The 14,634-nt window shown below is 70.0% G+C and carries 14 protein-coding genes; 7 read left to right on the forward strand and 7 right to left on the reverse strand.

Annotated elements, in window-relative coordinates; all coding sequences use genetic code 11:
- The first annotated feature begins 72 nt into the window (after positions 1-72).
- Together HJG44_RS04600 and HJG44_RS04605 are read left to right on the forward strand one after the other, a co-directional pair.
- Positions 73-669 carry a formyltransferase family protein gene (locus HJG44_RS04600; protein ID WP_171217109.1) on the forward strand — a complete coding sequence of 199 codons (597 nt, stop codon included), beginning with the start codon at positions 73-75 and terminating at the stop codon, positions 667-669.
- A gap of 78 nt (positions 670-747) precedes the next feature.
- The gene (locus HJG44_RS04605; RefSeq protein ID WP_171217110.1) at positions 748-1,062 is read left to right on the forward strand and encodes a hypothetical protein; all 315 of its coding nucleotides are present in this window, start codon (positions 748-750) and stop codon (positions 1,060-1,062) included.
- 7 nt (positions 1,063-1,069) lie between these two features.
- Here HJG44_RS04605 and recF read toward each other — a convergent pair whose 3' ends face one another.
- The 3 genes from recF to HJG44_RS04620 form a co-directional block, all read right to left on the reverse strand.
- Positions 1,070-2,215 carry a DNA replication/repair protein RecF gene (recF, locus tag HJG44_RS04610; RefSeq protein ID WP_171217111.1) on the reverse strand — a complete coding sequence of 382 codons (1,146 nt, stop codon included), beginning with the start codon at positions 2,213-2,215 and terminating at the stop codon, positions 1,070-1,072.
- Positions 2,216-2,321: 106 nt separating this feature from the next.
- Positions 2,322-3,455: a DNA polymerase III subunit beta gene (dnaN, locus tag HJG44_RS04615; protein ID WP_171217112.1), complete on the reverse strand. Its 1,134-nt coding sequence runs from the start codon at positions 3,453-3,455 to the stop codon at positions 2,322-2,324.
- A gap of 117 nt (positions 3,456-3,572) precedes the next feature.
- A complete protein-coding gene (locus tag HJG44_RS04620; RefSeq protein WP_171217113.1) occupies positions 3,573-4,607 on the reverse strand; it encodes an aspartate-semialdehyde dehydrogenase in 1,035 nt (344 codons plus the stop codon).
- Positions 4,608-6,454: 1,847 nt separating this feature from the next.
- Between HJG44_RS04620 and HJG44_RS04625 the strand changes: the two genes are divergently transcribed.
- Together HJG44_RS04625 and HJG44_RS04630 are read left to right on the forward strand one after the other, a co-directional pair.
- Positions 6,455-8,167, forward strand: coding sequence for a cation:proton antiporter (locus HJG44_RS04625; RefSeq protein ID WP_171217114.1), 1,713 nt, complete (start codon positions 6,455-6,457; stop codon positions 8,165-8,167).
- A gap of 145 nt (positions 8,168-8,312) precedes the next feature.
- The gene (locus tag HJG44_RS04630; protein WP_171217115.1) at positions 8,313-8,633 is read left to right on the forward strand and encodes a hypothetical protein; all 321 of its coding nucleotides are present in this window, start codon (positions 8,313-8,315) and stop codon (positions 8,631-8,633) included.
- Here HJG44_RS04630 and leuB read toward each other — a convergent pair.
- A complete protein-coding gene (leuB, locus tag HJG44_RS04635; protein ID WP_171217116.1) occupies positions 8,627-9,736 on the reverse strand; it encodes a 3-isopropylmalate dehydrogenase in 1,110 nt (369 codons plus the stop codon). The two genes, HJG44_RS04630 and leuB, sit on opposite strands and share 7 nt — an antisense overlap.
- A 128-nt stretch (positions 9,737-9,864) precedes the next feature.
- On the opposite strand from leuB, the gene HJG44_RS04640 reads away from it, so the two are divergent.
- Complete coding sequence (locus tag HJG44_RS04640; protein ID WP_210260900.1) at positions 9,865-10,932, forward strand: Ldh family oxidoreductase; 1,068 nt, start codon at positions 9,865-9,867, stop codon at positions 10,930-10,932.
- Here HJG44_RS04640 and HJG44_RS04645 read toward each other — a convergent pair.
- Both HJG44_RS04645 and ykgO read right to left on the reverse strand, forming a co-directional pair.
- On the reverse strand, positions 10,914-11,063 hold the full coding sequence (locus HJG44_RS04645) for a hypothetical protein (RefSeq protein ID WP_171217118.1): 150 nt from the start codon (positions 11,061-11,063) through the stop codon (positions 10,914-10,916). The two genes, HJG44_RS04640 and HJG44_RS04645, sit on opposite strands and share 19 nt — an antisense overlap.
- Positions 11,064-11,151: 88 nt before the next feature.
- Complete coding sequence (gene ykgO, locus HJG44_RS04650; RefSeq protein ID WP_171217119.1) at positions 11,152-11,277, reverse strand: type B 50S ribosomal protein L36; 126 nt, start codon at positions 11,275-11,277, stop codon at positions 11,152-11,154.
- 196 nt (positions 11,278-11,473) lie between these two features.
- Between ykgO and HJG44_RS04655 the strand changes: the two genes are divergently transcribed.
- Positions 11,474-12,160, forward strand: coding sequence for a fumarylacetoacetate hydrolase family protein (locus HJG44_RS04655; protein ID WP_171217120.1), 687 nt, complete (start codon positions 11,474-11,476; stop codon positions 12,158-12,160).
- A 70-nt stretch (positions 12,161-12,230) separates the two neighbouring features.
- The gene (locus tag HJG44_RS04660; RefSeq protein ID WP_171217121.1) at positions 12,231-12,683 is read left to right on the forward strand and encodes a DMT family transporter; all 453 of its coding nucleotides are present in this window, start codon (positions 12,231-12,233) and stop codon (positions 12,681-12,683) included.
- A gap of 21 nt (positions 12,684-12,704) precedes the next feature.
- Here HJG44_RS04660 and dnaA read toward each other — a convergent pair whose 3' ends face one another.
- Positions 12,705-14,150, reverse strand: coding sequence for a chromosomal replication initiator protein DnaA (gene dnaA, locus HJG44_RS04665; protein WP_430395032.1), 1,446 nt, complete (start codon positions 14,148-14,150; stop codon positions 12,705-12,707).
- Positions 14,151-14,634: the final 484 nt, after the last annotated feature.

The following is a 14,634-nucleotide window of genomic DNA, read 5'->3' on the forward strand; positions in this document are numbered from 1 at the left end:
CGGGGCGCAAACTGCGCCGGAGTCGCGCCGGCCGATGTTGCATCGCATCAGGAAAGCTTTATCCGCCCTTCCATGAAGATCGCTCTTGTCGGGACGCGCTGGTTCGGCGCGGAGGTGTTTCGCCTCCTTCGGGAGGCGGGCCACGAGGTCGTGGTCGCGGCCACCAACGGCGAGGACACGCTCGCCAAGGCGGCGCGGGGGGCGGGCGTGCCGCTCGTGGTCCGCGAGGAGCCGCGCCGGGTCGGGGCGGAGGACATCGCCGCCGACGAGGTCGACGCGATCGTGGCCGCACACACGCACGCCTTCGTGACCGCGGATGCGCGCAGGAAGGCGCGCATCGCGTCCATCGGGTACCACCCTTCGCTCCTCCCGCGGCATCGGGGCATCGCGGCCGTCGAGTGGACCATCAAGGAAAAGGACCCGATCGCGGGCGGCAGCGTCTACCATCTGTCGGGCGGCATGGATGCCGGCGCGCTCGCGGCCCAGGACTGGTGCTTCGTCTATCCGGAGGACGATGCCCGCAGCCTCTGGCAGCGCGCGCTCGCCCCGATGGGCCTCCGCCTGCTGGTGAAGGTCGTGCAGGACATGGAGACCCGCGGCTTCGCGGATGCCTGGGAGCAGGACCCCAGGGCGGTCACGCTTGCGCCGCCCCTGACCGAGCCGGTCTGATCCCGGGCCGTCTTCCCTCGGACGGACGGGACCAAGTCGGCGCTTGGACGTTGTCTCTGCATAGCCAGGGAGAACGAAATGGCGAATGCCAGCAAGACGCATATGGGCCCGGCCACTCAGGGCAAGGGCTCCGGCACAGGGGCGATGACCGAACTGCCGGACGGTGTCCTCGAGGAGAACATGGTGCTCTCGAATCGGGACAAGAAGCAGCATAGCCAGGAGCGCGGCCTCGACAGCAGGACGGTCCAGACCGAGCAGTACCACGACCATGCCGGCGCCCGCCGGAACTTCGACGAGGCGTCGGGAGCCTCGGGCAATGCGAGCGGGCTGGCAGGCTCGATGTCCGACGATTCGGGCGAGAGGAGCAGCCTCGAATCGCAATCGGGCGGCTGAGCCGCCATCAGGCGCCGGCGATCCGGCCGGGGCTGACCGCGAAGAGGTCGGCCCGTCCCTCAAGGCCGGAGAACAGCGCCGGATCGGCTCCGGTCATCCAGACCTGGCTTCCGAGCGCTTCCAGCGCATCGTAGAGCGCCGCCCGCCGGCGGGGGTCGAGATGCGCTGCGACCTCGTCCAGGAGGACGAGCGGCGCCATGCCGCTCATGGCCTGGACCAGGCGGGCATGCGCGAGGACGAGCCCGAGCAGCAGCGCCTTCTGCTCGCCCGTCGAGCATGTTTCGGCCGGGAGGTCCTTGGGACCGTGCCGGACGGCCAGGTCGGTCGCCTGCGGCCCGAGAAGCGTGCGGCCGGCGGTTGCATCGCGTCCGCGGCCGTCGCGCAGCATCCGCCGGTAGCGGTCCTCCGCGTCGACGGCGGGGAGGGAGGCGACGAGCTCGTCGAGCTCGCCGATGAGCGAGAGGCGCGCGAAGGGGAAGGGCGAGGCATCGTCCCGCCCCGCGAGGAGCTGCGCATCCAGCCGCTCCACGGTCTCGCGGCGCGCGGAGGCGACTGCGATCGCCAGCTCCGCGAGTTCGCGCTCGACCGCGTCGAGCCAGATGCCGTCGGCAGAGGCTTCCTCGAGCAGCCGGTTCCGTGAGCGAAGGGCGCGTTCAAGGGCATTGACCCGGGCGCCGTGACGCGAGTCGATGGCGAGCACGAGCCTGTCCAGAAAGCGTCTCCGGTCGCCGGCCGGGCCCCGGAACAGGCCGTCGAGATCCGGCGTGAGCCACACGAGCCGCAGAAACTCGGCGAAGGCCGCGCTCGAGGGCGCGTCCGCCCCATCGATGCGGCAGCGGCGCAGCGCGCGTCCGGCCTCGCCGGGCTCCAGGCCGACCCCGAGCCGGTGCTCCCCGGCCGAGCTGTCGAGCGTGATCGAGACCGCGAAGCGTTCGGCCCCGTGGCGGGCCATGTCGCCGAGATCCGCGCGCCGCAGGCCGCGGCCGGCGGCGAAGAGCGAGAGGGCCTCCACCAGGTTGGTCTTGCCCGCGCCGTTCTCGCCGACGAGGGCCACGAGGCCGCGCGAGACCGGCAGGTCCAGCGCCGGGTAGGAGCGGAAATCCTGCAGGATCAGCCGCGTGACGCGGGGGGCGCCGGGCTGGAGCCCGGTCATTCCGGGTGCCGCGCCGCGGCGGTCCCGAACCCACCCGCATGCGCTCCGACCCGGTCGTGGGTGCCCGCTTCCCGCCCCCGGCAAGCCTCGCGACGACGGCCTGTTGTCACACCCGCATCGGCATCAGGACGTAGAGCGTCGGCGCGCCCTCGCGGTCCTGGATCACGGTCGGCGAGCCGGGATCGGCGAGCTTGAACAGGGCCGTGTCGCCGTCGAGCTGGCTCGTGATGTCGAGGAGGTAGCGGGCGTTGAAGCCGACATCGAGCGGAGGCGCCTCGTAATCGACGTCGAGCTCCTCGACGGCGTTCCCCGAATCCGGATTGTTGACCGACAGCGTCATGCGGCCGTCGTTCAGCGCCAGCTTCACGGCCCGGCCGCGCTCGGACGAGATGGTCGAGACGCGGTCCACCGCGCGCGCGAAGTCGCCGCGCTCGACCGTGAGCAGCTTGTCGTTCCCCGTCGGGATGACGCGCTGGTAGTCCGGGAAGGTCCCGTCGATCAGCTTGGACGTGAGCACGACCCCACCGCCGCCGTCGCCCCCGAAGGTGAGGCGGATCTTGGCCTGGGAGAGCTCGACCTTCACGTCCTCCGACGTGTCGTCGATCAGCTTCTGGATCTCGGCCACCGCCTTGCGGGGCACGATGATGCCCGGCATGCCGCCCGCGCCCGCCGGGGCCGGCAGCTCGATGCGGGCGAGCCGGTGCCCGTCGGTCGCGACCGCCCGCAGCATCGTTCCGTCCTCGCCCTCCACCGTGTGGAGATAGATGCCGTTCAGGTAGTAGCGCGTCTCCTCCGTCGAGATCGCGAACTGGGTCTTGTCGATAAGGCGCTTCAGGTCCGCGGCCGGCAGCGCGAAGGAGGTCGGCATCTCGCCGGCGGCGAGGTCCGGAAAGTCGCCCTCCGGGAGCGCCTGGAGCATGAAGCGCGAGCGGCCGGAGCGCAGCTGCATCTGGCCGGAATCGCCCGCCGTCTCGAGCGACACCTGGGCGCCTTCGGGCAGCTTTCTGACGATGTCGTAGATCACGTGCGCCGGCACCGTGGTCGCGCCCGCCTGCGCCACCTCGGCCGCGACCTCCTCCGTCACCTCCATGTCGAGGTCGGTCGCCTTCAGGCGGAGACCGCCATCGCTGCCGCGCAGCAGCACGTTGGACAGGATCGGGATCGTGTTGCGCCGCTCGACGACGCGATGAACGTGGCCGAGCGCCTTGAGGAGCGCCGCCCGCTCGACTGTGACCTTCATGGCTGTGATGACGACCCTCGGAGAGGCAGGGGCGGCACATTGGCGAAGCCCGCCCCCGAAGGCAAGGGCGGGCTTCGCCCGACTTTCAGTCGGCGACGGGCTGCGTCGCTCGCGGCTTCAGGCCGCGCGCCGGCGGTCCGCCAGGAGGCCGCGATTGGCGAGCGCCTCCGCGATCTGGACCGCGTTCAGGGCCGCGCCCTTGCGGAGGTTGTCGGACACGCACCAGAACGCGATGCCGTTGTCGACCGTCGGGTCGTCGCGCAGGCGCGAGATGTAGACCGGGTCCTCGCCGGCGCATTCGTGCGGGGTCATGTAGCCGCCGGGCTCGCGCTTGTCGTCGATGAGGATGCCGGGCGCGGCCCGCAGGATCTCGCGCGCCTCCTCGGCCGGGAGCGGCTTCTCGAACTCGACATTCACCGATTCCGAGTGGCCGACGAAGACCGGAACCCGCACGCAGGTGGCGACCAGCTTGATCTTGGGGTCGAGGATCTTCTTGGTCTCGACCACCATCTTCCACTCTTCCTTGGTGTAGCCGTCCTCCATGAACACGTCGATCTGCGGGATGAGGTTGAAGGCGATCCGCTTCGGGAACTTCTTCATCTCCATCTGGCCGAGCGCATAGACTGTCTTGGTCTGGTTGAAGAGCTCGTCCATTCCCTCCTTCCCGGCCCCCGAGACGGACTGGTAGGTCGACACGACCACCCGCCTGATCGTCGCGGCGTCGTGGAGCGGCTTCAGGGCGACGACGAGCTGCGCGGTGGAGCAGTTCGGGTTGGCGATGATGTTCTTCTTCGCGAAGCCCCGCACCGCCTCGGCATTCACCTCCGGCACGACGAGCGGCACGTCGGGATCGGTGCGCCAGGCGGAGGAATTGTCGATCACGACGGCGCCCTGCGCCCCGATCTTCGGCGACCAGGTCTTCGACACCTCGCCGCCGGCCGACATCAGGCAGATGTCCGTGTCGGAGAAGTCGTAATCCTCCAGCGCCTTCACCTTGAGCGTCCGGTCGCCGTACGAGACCTCCTGGCCGATCGAGCGGCGGGAGGCGAGCGCGACGACCTCGTCGGCCGGGAAGGCGCGCTCGTCCAGGATGTTCAGCATCTCGCGACCGACATTGCCCGTCGCGCCGACCACGGCGACCTTGAAGCCCATCTTTGTCTCCTGGTTGTCCGGCCCGCCATCTTCGGGGGCGCATTCATGTCCCGCTCCGGCGGGACGGCACATGGCGCGAGTCAGCGCGTCCGCGTTTTGAGCGGCGCCTTCCCCGGTTTCGGCGACGTCGTGACGGGTCGCATGGGTGCCACAGCCTCGCGGGCTCTGCCCGCTCACGATGCGAGCAACATGTAGGAGGCCCAAAAGTCAAGGAAAAGGTGGCGGCGCGGCTCGCCCCTCATCCGGGCACGCGCCGTCCTTCCCCGGCGCGGGGTCGGTCAGGACGGGCGACTTCAAAGAGCGGGTGAATTGGTCGAGGGGCGTGGGACGCCGAAACGCTCGATCAATTTTTAAGAGGAGCCTTTCGGCGTCCCCGCGATCCGGAACCCTCTCCGCGTCATGGCCGGGCTTGTCCCGGCCATCCACGAAGGGAGCCCCCGACCGCGTCCGGGTTTCCCCGGCACGGGCGGCGATTTTGGACCGGACCTGCCGCTCTTCCGCCCCCTCGCCCGTTGCCGGACGAGAGAACACTAGCCATGCTGCACTGGCGCCCGGGCCGTATTACCCGGAGGGCGGCGCTGGTCTGGCTCCCCGAGTGCGGGTTCGCGAAACCCGCCCGCAGGCGCCGCATCCTCCTCCGCTTCCACGACGCCTCGCGAGAGCGCCCCTCGGCGAAGAGGACGGAGCCGATCTAGACTATATTCCTATGAATGTCAAGCCGCCTGTCATCCCCGGCGGCCCGCAGGGCCGGGAAGGGGATCCAGCACACCTCCCACCACGGACGACGTCCCTGGATTCCCTTCCCCTCCGGCGGCTCCGCCGCCTCCGGCCGGGAATGACAGTGCGCGTGTCATCCCCGGCGCCTGCGCAGCAGGCGGGAAGGGGATCCAGCACACCTCCCACCACGGACGACGTCCCTGGATTCCCTTCCCCTCCGCAGCGCTGCCGCGCTGCTCCGGCCGGGAATGACAGTGGAGGCGGTCCGGTGTCATCCCCGGCGGCCCGCAGGGCCGGGAAGGGGATCCAGCACACCTCCCACCGCGGACGACGCCCCTGGATTCCCTTCCCCTCCGCGACGCTGCCGCACTGCTCCGGCCGGGAATGACAGTTGCGCGTGTCATCCCCGGCGGCCCGCAGGGCCGGGAAGGGGATCCAGAAAGCCTACGCGCCGCGCGAACGCCCCTGGGTTCCCTTCCCCTCCGCAGCGCTGCCGCGCTGCTTCGGCCGGGAATGACAGTGGAGGCGGTCCGGTGTCATCCCCGGCGGCCCGAAGGGGCCGGGAAGGGGATCCAGCACACCTCCCACCGCGGACGACGTCCCTGGATTCCCTTCCCCTTCGCGGCGCGCTCGCGCCGCTCCGGCCGGGAATGACAGTGAGCTCCATCCTCGGCCTTGAGCCGAGGATGGAGACTGGATGGTCGGGGCAAGCCCGACCATGACGGGGTTGTCGTTGCGAGCGCGCGCGGCGCACGCTCTTTCCCATACCCGGGTGCCCGAACCCGGGTGCGCCCGAATTCGGTTCATCTCCAGCGCGTGGCCGGGGATGACACGCGCAACTGTCATTCCCGGCCGGAGGCGGCGGAGCCGCCGGAGGGGAAGGGAATCCAGAGGCGGCTGCGGACTGCGAGGTGGCTGGATCCCCTTCCCGGCCCTACGGGCCGCCGGGGATGACACGCGCAACTGTCATTCCCGGCCGAAGCAGCGCGTCAGCGCTGCGAAGGGGAAGGGAATCCAGGGACGTCGTCCGTGTGGGAGGTGTGCTGGATCCCCTTCCCGGCCCTGCGGGCCGCCGGGGATGTTTCGACCCGCGACATTGAGAACGGCCGGGTCGCCGCTATAGCGGACCCATGCACGGCCTCCTCCAGGACATCGCGGTCTGCTCCATCGCCGCCTGGGCGCTCGGCGTCCTCGCCCATCTGGCCAGGCAGCCGGTCATCCTGGCCTATCTGGTCGGCGGCTTCGCGGTCGGGCCGAGCGGGCTCCGTCTCGTCCATTCGCAGGAGAGCGTGGAGGCCATATCCGAGCTCGGCCTCATCTTCCTCCTGTTCATGATCGGACTGGAGATCGACCTGAAGAAGGTCCTGAGCTCAGGCCGCACCATCCTCGCCACGGCCGGGGCGCAGATCCTCGGAGGCAGCGTGCTCGGCATCCTCTTCTTCGTCGCGCTCGGCGAGCGGATCGGCGGCGGGACCTGGGACGCGCTCTATCTCGGACTCGCGGCCGCGCTCTCCTCGACCGTCATCATCGTCAAGGTGCTCTACGACAAGCGCGAGCTCGACACGCTGCCCGGCCGGATCACGCTCGGCGTCCTGGTGCTGCAGGATCTGGCGGTCATCCTGTTCCTCGCCGTCCAGCCGAGCCTCAACGAGCTGCGGGTCGGGATCCTCGCCCTGTCGCTCCTGCGCGTCGCCGCCCTCGTGGCGACGATGCTGCTCGTCTCGCGCTTCGTGCTGCCGCACATCTTTCGCGGCGTGGCCCGCGTCCCCGAACTGGTGCTGGTCGGCGCGCTCGCCTGGTGCTTCCTCGGCGGCGAGCTCGCGCACCGGCTGCACCTCTCCCGCGAGATGGGCGCCCTCATCGCCGGCGTCTCGCTCTCCACCTTCCCGTATGCGCTCGACGTAACCGCCAAGGTGACGAGCCTGCGCGACTTCTTCGTCACGCTCTTCTTCGTCGGGCTCGGCATGACCATCCCGCTCCCGAGCTGGAGCGTGCTGGAGACCGCGCTCGTCCTCGCGCTGTTCACGGTCGCGAGCCGGCTCCTCACGACCATGCCGCCGCTCTACCTGATGGGGCAGGGAATCCGGGCGAGCTTCCTGCCGGCGCTCAACCTCGCCCAGATCTCGGAATTCTCCCTCGTCCTCATGCAGCTCGGCTTCGCGGCGGGGCACGTCACGGTCGAGACCAAGAACGCGACCTCCTTCGCCTTCGTGATCCTCGCGGTCCTGTCGACATTCGCGATGACGAACTCGAACCGCATCTCGCGCCCGACGGTGCGCCTCCTCAAGGGGCTCGGGCTGCGCGACCTCGATTCGCGCATCGAGGAGGGCGAGGGCAAGCCGCCCCGCATCGTGCTCCTCGGCTTCTTCCGGACCGCCAGCTCGCTCATCGCCGAACTCGAGCGCGAGAACGATCGCGTGCTGATCGACCAGATCAAGGTCGTCGACTTCAACCCCGTCGTGCTCCGGGGCCTGACGGAGCGCGGCATCCGCGTCCAGTACGGCGACATCAGCCAGCGCGAGACGCTCGTCCACTCGGAGATCGCGCAGGCCGAGATCCTCGTCTCCACCGTCCCGGACTACCTGCTCAAGGGCATCACCAACGAGCGGCTCGTCCGCCAGCTCCGCTCCATCAATCCGGAGGCCACGATCATCGCCCATGCCGACGTGCTGGCCGATGTCGAACGGCTCTATGCGGCCGGCGCGGACCACGTCTTCGTGCCGCGCCTGATCGCCGCCACCGAACTTCGCCGCATCCTCCATGCCGTCGAGGACGGTCTCCTGAGCGGCAAGCGGGAGGAACTGGACCGTTCGCTCGAGGAGCGCCGCGAGGTTCTGGGCTGAGTCGGTGTGTCGCCGCACCTCCGCCGGGCTTCAACTTGCCGGACCTGGGCGCGGCGGCGTGCAAAGGAACCTTTTCTGCTTCGGCCGCCTTGATTCACCCGAGAAGAGCGGGGCGTCGGCGCCTCGTATCGGAGAGGTTCGACACATGCGTCGCACAGCCTTGATAGCCGCATCCTGCCTCGGGCTCACGCTGGCCGGCACCGCCGCGAGCGTGGCCGAGCCGCTTCGCCTGAACGTCCGCCCGCGGAGCTGGCTCGACGCCGGCAACGTCGTCCAGCCCGGTTCCTCCGTGAATCCGGCGAGTGCCCGGGGCCAGATGGTCTCGTATTATCTCAGCCCGCCCTGGCACAACATGCGCGACCGCTTCGGCGAGGGCACGTTGCCCGATCCGTTCGGCGGCCCCTTCGTCGGCGCCAGGAACGAGCTCGGCCCGGTCGATTTCGGCGCCCCCTTCGCGGATTATTGAAGCAGGGGCGTGAGGGCGGCGCAGACGGCGTCGCCCATCTCGGCCGTCCCGAGCGCATTCTGGCCCGGGGCGGCGATGTCCCGGGTCCTGAGCCCCGCATTGAGCACCTTCGCCACGGCCTCCTCCACCCGGTCGGCGATCCCGCCCATGCCCAGGGAATAGCGCAGGGCCATCGCGAGCGAGCCGATCATGGCGAGCGGGTTCGCGAGCCCCTGGCCCGCGATGTCGGGCGCGGAGCCGTGGACGGGCTCGTAGAGCGCTGCCCTGCGGCCCGACGCATCCTCGGCGCCGAGCGAGGCGGAGGGCAGCATGCCGAGCGAGCCGGTCAGCATGGCGGCGGCGTCCGACAGGATGTCGCCGAACAGGTTGTCGGTGACGATCACGTCGTACTGCTTCGGCCGGCGGACGAGCTGCATCGCGCAGTTGTCGGCGAGCACGTGCTCGAGCTCGACATCGGCATAGTCGGCCGCATGGATTCGGGCGACGACCTCCTTCCACAGGACTCCCGACTTCATCACGTTGTGCTTCTCGGCCGAGGAGACCTTGTTGCGGCGCTTGCGGGCGAGCTCGAAGGCGACCCGCGCGATCCGGTCGATCTCGCCCGTGGTGTAGACCTGCGTGTCGACGGCGCGCTTCTCGCCGTTCTCCAGCGTCACGATCTCTTTCGGCTCGCCGAAATAGACCCCGCCCGTCAGCTCGCGGACGATCAGGATGTCGAGCCCCTCCACGATTTCCGGCTTGAGCGAGGAGGCGGAGGCGAGGGCGGGATAGCAGATGGCCGGCCGCAGATTGGCGAAGAGGCCGAGATCCTTGCGCAGCCGCAGGAGGCCGGCCTCGGGCCGATGCTCGTAGCGCACGCCGGCCCATTTCGGCCCGCCGACCGAACCGAACAGCACCGCATCCGCCTCGGCCGCGAGATTCACGGTCGCGTCCGTCACCGGGACGCCGTGGGCGTCGATCGCGGCGCCGCCGACGAGGTCGTGCTCCGTCTCGAACCTGCCGGCGCCGGCCTGCGCCAGCAGCCGCAGGACCTTCTCCGCCTCCCGCGCGACCTCCGGCCCGATGCCGTCGCCGGGGAGGAAGAGAAGCTTGTGCGTCGTCATAAGATGGTGGCCCGCGGAATGAAGGATGGCGCGGGTCTAAGCAGGCGAGGCGCTCCTGGCAACGCGGAGCGCCTCGGCGCATGAGGGCAACCGGGCGAGAGGGCAGGGTAGTGGCTGATCCCAAGACGTTGAGCATCGATGAGGCGGAGGAATTCGCGGCCGGGCTCCTGGTCGCGGCGGGCGTGGCGCCGGCACCGGCCGCGGCGGTCGCGCGACATCTGGCGAGTTCGGACGCGTCCGGATATCAGAGTCACGGGCTGAGCCTGCTGCCGCTCTATGTGGCGGAGATCAGGGCCGGGCGGGTCGATCCGGCGGCGACGGGCAGGTGGTTGCAGGAGGCCGGCCCGATCCTCGTGGTGGACGGCGAGCGTGGCCTGGGCGCTTCCGTCGCCTATCCGGCGCTCTCCCGGGCCGCGGAGGTGGCCCGCGCGGCCGGCGTCGCGCTGCTCGCGATCCGCAACACCCACCATCTCGGCCGGATCGGGGCCTTCGCGGAGGCTGCGGCGGAGCAGGGGCTCGTCTCGCTCCATTTCTGCAACGTGGTCGGGCGCGATCCCGTCGTCGTACCGGCGGGCGGGCGCGAGCCGCGCTTCGTCACCAATCCGCTCGCGATCGGGATCCCGCGGGCAGGCGACTTCCCGGTCGTGCTCGACATCGCGACGAGCGGGATCGCGCTGAACAAGGCGCGCGTGGCGAACGATCGCGGCGAGCGCGTGGAGCCCGGCTACCTGATCGATGCCGAGGGTCGGCCCACCACCGATCCGGGCGTCCTCTTCCGCGAGCCGAAGGGCGCGCTGCTGCCCTTCGGCGGCCACAAGGGATCCGGGCTCGCGATCCTCGGCGAACTCCTCGCCGGCGCCGTGACGGGCGGCCGGACGATCGCACCGCGCAACATCCGCGACGGCGCGATCCTGAACAACATGCTGTCCGTGTTGATCGATCCCGGCCACCTGGCGGGCGACGGCTGGCACGCGGAGGCGGAGGAGCTGCTCGCCTATATCCATGGCTGCGCGCCCGTGGACCCGCGGCAGCCGGTGCTCGTGCCCGGCGAGCCGGAGGCTCTCGCCCGGGAAGCCGCGGTCCGGGACGGGATCACCTATCCGGGCCCGATCTGGGGGGCCCTGGCGGGGCTCGCGGCGGAGCTGGGCGTCGGGGCGGAGCCGCGCCCCGCCGAGGCTCAGCGGAAGCTGTCGTAGCTGAGGATGGTGGTGTTCGGCGCGGCCTGCGGGTTCGGCAGGGCAGGATCGGCCGCCCCTGCGGCGGGCGGGCGGCGCCGGCTCGCGAAGCGCGCGAGCCGGAGGCGAAGCAATCTCAACAAGCCCTGCATGATCGCCTCCTGTCCCCGGCCGGGACGGAAGCTGTCATGCGGTCACGCGGGGCGGATGTGCGCCGGCGCACATCCGCCGGCGGGCGGCTCAGCCCTGGCGCGCCTTGTAGCGCTTCTGGGTCTTGTTGATGATGTAGATGCGGCCCTTGCGACGGACCATCTGGTTGTCGCGATGGCGGCCGCGGACGGATTTCAGCGAACAGCGGATCTTCATGGCGCTCGTCTCCGGTCGAGCCGTCATCGACTCGGATGGGGTCGTTCGGGAATGTCGGAAAGCGGCCGGAGCCGGAGCGCCGCCGCAAGCCGCGCTACATAATGGCACTCGGCCGGTTCGACAAGCCCGTTCCAAGGCTGTGGCCAGGCGGGCGGCCTCCGGCTAAGGCCGTGCCTGCGACTGACAGGATCCTCCGATGACCTATGTGTTCGAGCCGCCGCCCGTCGTCAGCCTCGGGATCGAGGGCGAGACGGCCCGTTTTCCCGTCCACCGCATCTATTGCGTCGGCCGCAACTATGCCGAGCATGCCCGCGAGATGGGCCATGACCCGGACCGCGAGCCGCCCTTCTTCTTCTCCAAGCCCGCCGACGCTCTCGTGGTCGACGGGGGCGCCTTCCCGTATCCGGGCCGGAGCAGCGACGTGCACCACGAGATCGAGCTCGTCGCGGCGCTCGGCTCGGGCGGCACCGACATCCCGGAGGGGGAGGCGCTGCGCCACGTCTTCGGCTACGGCGTCGGCCTCGACATGACGCGCCGCGACCTCCAGGGCGAGGCCAAGAAGATGGGCCGTCCCTGGGATACGGGAAAGGGCTTCGATCATTCGGCGCCCTGCTCCGACCTGAAGCGCGCCGCCGCGATCGGCCACCCGACGCAGGGGCGTATCTGGCTGAACGTCAACGGCGAGCTGCGGCAGGAGGGCGATCTCGCCGACCTGATCTGGTCCCTGCCGGAGATGATCGCCTATCTCTCGACCCTGTTCACCCTCCGGGCCGGCGATCTCATCATGACGGGGACGCCGGCCGGCGTGGCCGCGGTGACGCGCGGCGACGTGCTCGAGGGAGGCGTGGAGGGCGTCGGCACGCTGCGGACGGTCGTCGTCTGATCCGCTGATCCATGGAGGCGGGGCCGGGGCCTCGTCCGACCTCTCCGAAGCCCCGCGCGAGGTGACGGGCATGCCCTCCTTGCAGTTCGCGGTTCTGGCGGCGCTCGGCCTCGGGGCCGGCGCCAGCATCATCGTTCAGCAGGCGCTCGTCGCCAATCTCAGGAGCGCGCTCGACTCGGCCCTCTGGGCCGTCTTCGTGAGCTATCTCGGCGGGCTCCTCACGATGGCGCTCCTGCTCGCGGCCACCCGCCAGCCGCTGCCGAACGCCGCCCAGATCGGCGCGAGTTCATGGCTGTCCTGGGCGGGCGGGGTCTTCGGCGTCGTCTACATCGCCATCGCGGTCGCGATCCTGCCGCGGCTCGGCGCCGCCACCACGCTCGCCCTGATCCTCACCGGCCAGATGCTCGCCTCCGTGGTGATCGATCATTTCGGCCTGTTCGGGGTGCCGCGCCATCCCGCCGACCTCACCCGGGTCGGCGGGATCATCCTGCTCGGGGCAGGCGTCGCGCTGGTCTCCCGCTAGTCGCCGGAGGAGCCGCGCCGGCTATTCCTGCAGCATGCGCTTGAGGAGCTCGACCTCCTCGGAGAGCGACGGGTCCGCGCCGAGCGCCTTCTCGATCTTGCGCACCGCGTGCAGCACGGTGGTGTGGTCGCGTCCGCCGAAGCGGCGGCCGATCTCGGGTAGCGAGCGCAGCGTCAGCACCTTGGAGAGATACATCGCGATCTGGCGCGGCTTCACGACCGCGGCCGTGCGGCGCTCGGACAGGATGTCGGAGCGAGAGACGTTGTAGCGGGACGCGACCAGCTTCTGGATGTCCTCGATCTTGACGCGCTTCGGCTCGCGGGAGCGGACGAGGTCGCGGATGGCGACCTCCGCCGTCTCGATCGTCACGGCCGAGCCCGAGAGCGTCGCATGCGCGAGGAGCCGGTTCACCGCCCCTTCCAGATCGCGGCCGTTCGTCGTGATCGAGCGGGCGACGTACTGGATGACGGCCGGGCTCACGTCGAACCCGGGATGGGACGTCTTCACCGCCGCGATGCGCTGGTTGAGGATGCCGGCGCGAAGGCCCTCGTCGAGGGCCGAGATCTCGACGACGAGCCCGCCCGCGAGGCGCGAGCGGACGCGCTCGTCCAGGCTCTCGAGCTCGGCCGGCGGGCGGTCGGCCGCGACCACGACCTGGCGCCCGGCATCGATGAGCGCATTCAGCGTGTGGCCGAATTCCTGCTGGATGGTCCTGCCCTGGATGAACTGGACGTCGTCGAGGATCAGGAGGTCGATCCCGCGCAGACGCTCCTTGAAGGCGAGCGAGGTCTGCGCCTTCAGGGACGCCACGAAGCCGTACATGAAGCGGTCCGCCGTCAGGTAGATCACCCGGCGGCCGGAGAGGCGCGACTGGTTGCCGATCGCGTGCAGGAGGTGGGTCTTGCCGAGCCCGACGCCGGCCTGGATGAAGAGCGGGTTGTAGAGCGCCTGCGGGCCGTCATGCCGCGCGATGCGCTCCGCCGCAGCCTGCGCCAGCGCATTGGAGCGGCCGACCACGAAGCTCTCGAAGGTGAGGCGCGTGTCCAGCGGCGCGCCGGCGATCTCGCCGTCGCTGCGCGGGGCGGCCGGCACCGGGGCCGGAGCGGGCGGCAGGGCTTGTTCGGTCCCGCCATTCACATGGACGCCGTTCGGCTTCATGGCAGCCGCCGCGTTGCGGCGGGCAATCTCGGAGGCGCGGGACCCGGCGGCCTCGCGCGAGCCGGAGCGCACCACGATGGAGATGTTGGAGACGTCCGCCGCTTCGCTGCGATAGGCCGTGAGCACGCGCTCCAGGTAATGCGCCTCGATCCAGCTCTTCAGGAAGCGGGTGGGGACGCTGAGGCGCGCGCAGCTTTCCGTGACGTCCTCCATCTCGAGCCGTGCCAGCCAGCTCATGAAGACGTCCTCGCCCAATTCCGCGCGCAGCCGCCGCTTCACGCGCGTCCAAGCATCCTCGCCCAACCCCACCTCCTCACAACACTCAGCCACCCGGCCTCCTCAAGCCGGACGGACGCCACCCGTACTCTACTTGCGACCGGGCACACCTCTCCCGGTCACCGGCAAGTCCCCACGCAATAATAGCGCCGGGTCTTGGCCGGATAACAGAACCGTCAGTACTTCAGAGAACCAAACGCGCCAGAACTAGCCGACCCCAACCGCCAGCCAAGTCGTCGATCGCGAAAACCGTTCCATCCCGTCTCTTGCGATCGGCAACGCTCTACCTCGCCTCAAGTGAGCAGTTCTGTTCACTACACGCTTGAATTGCCCCTTCGGAGTACCCCGCCGAGGCCTCATGGAAGCTAGCCGCGGGTCTGCGAAGGCGCAACAGGCGACTCGCGAGTCGGCGGGAAGCGGCCCGGGCAGAAGGTCGAATGTCGAGGGCCTTCACGGGGCGCAAAGCCAAGGATTCACTGGATTTCAGCCGCATTTGAACGGTGCGCCGCATCGGTCG

It is taken from the genome of Enterovirga aerilata (assembly GCF_013044135.1).
In the GTDB taxonomy this organism is placed as follows: Bacteria; Pseudomonadota; Alphaproteobacteria; order Rhizobiales; family Beijerinckiaceae; genus Enterovirga; species Enterovirga aerilata.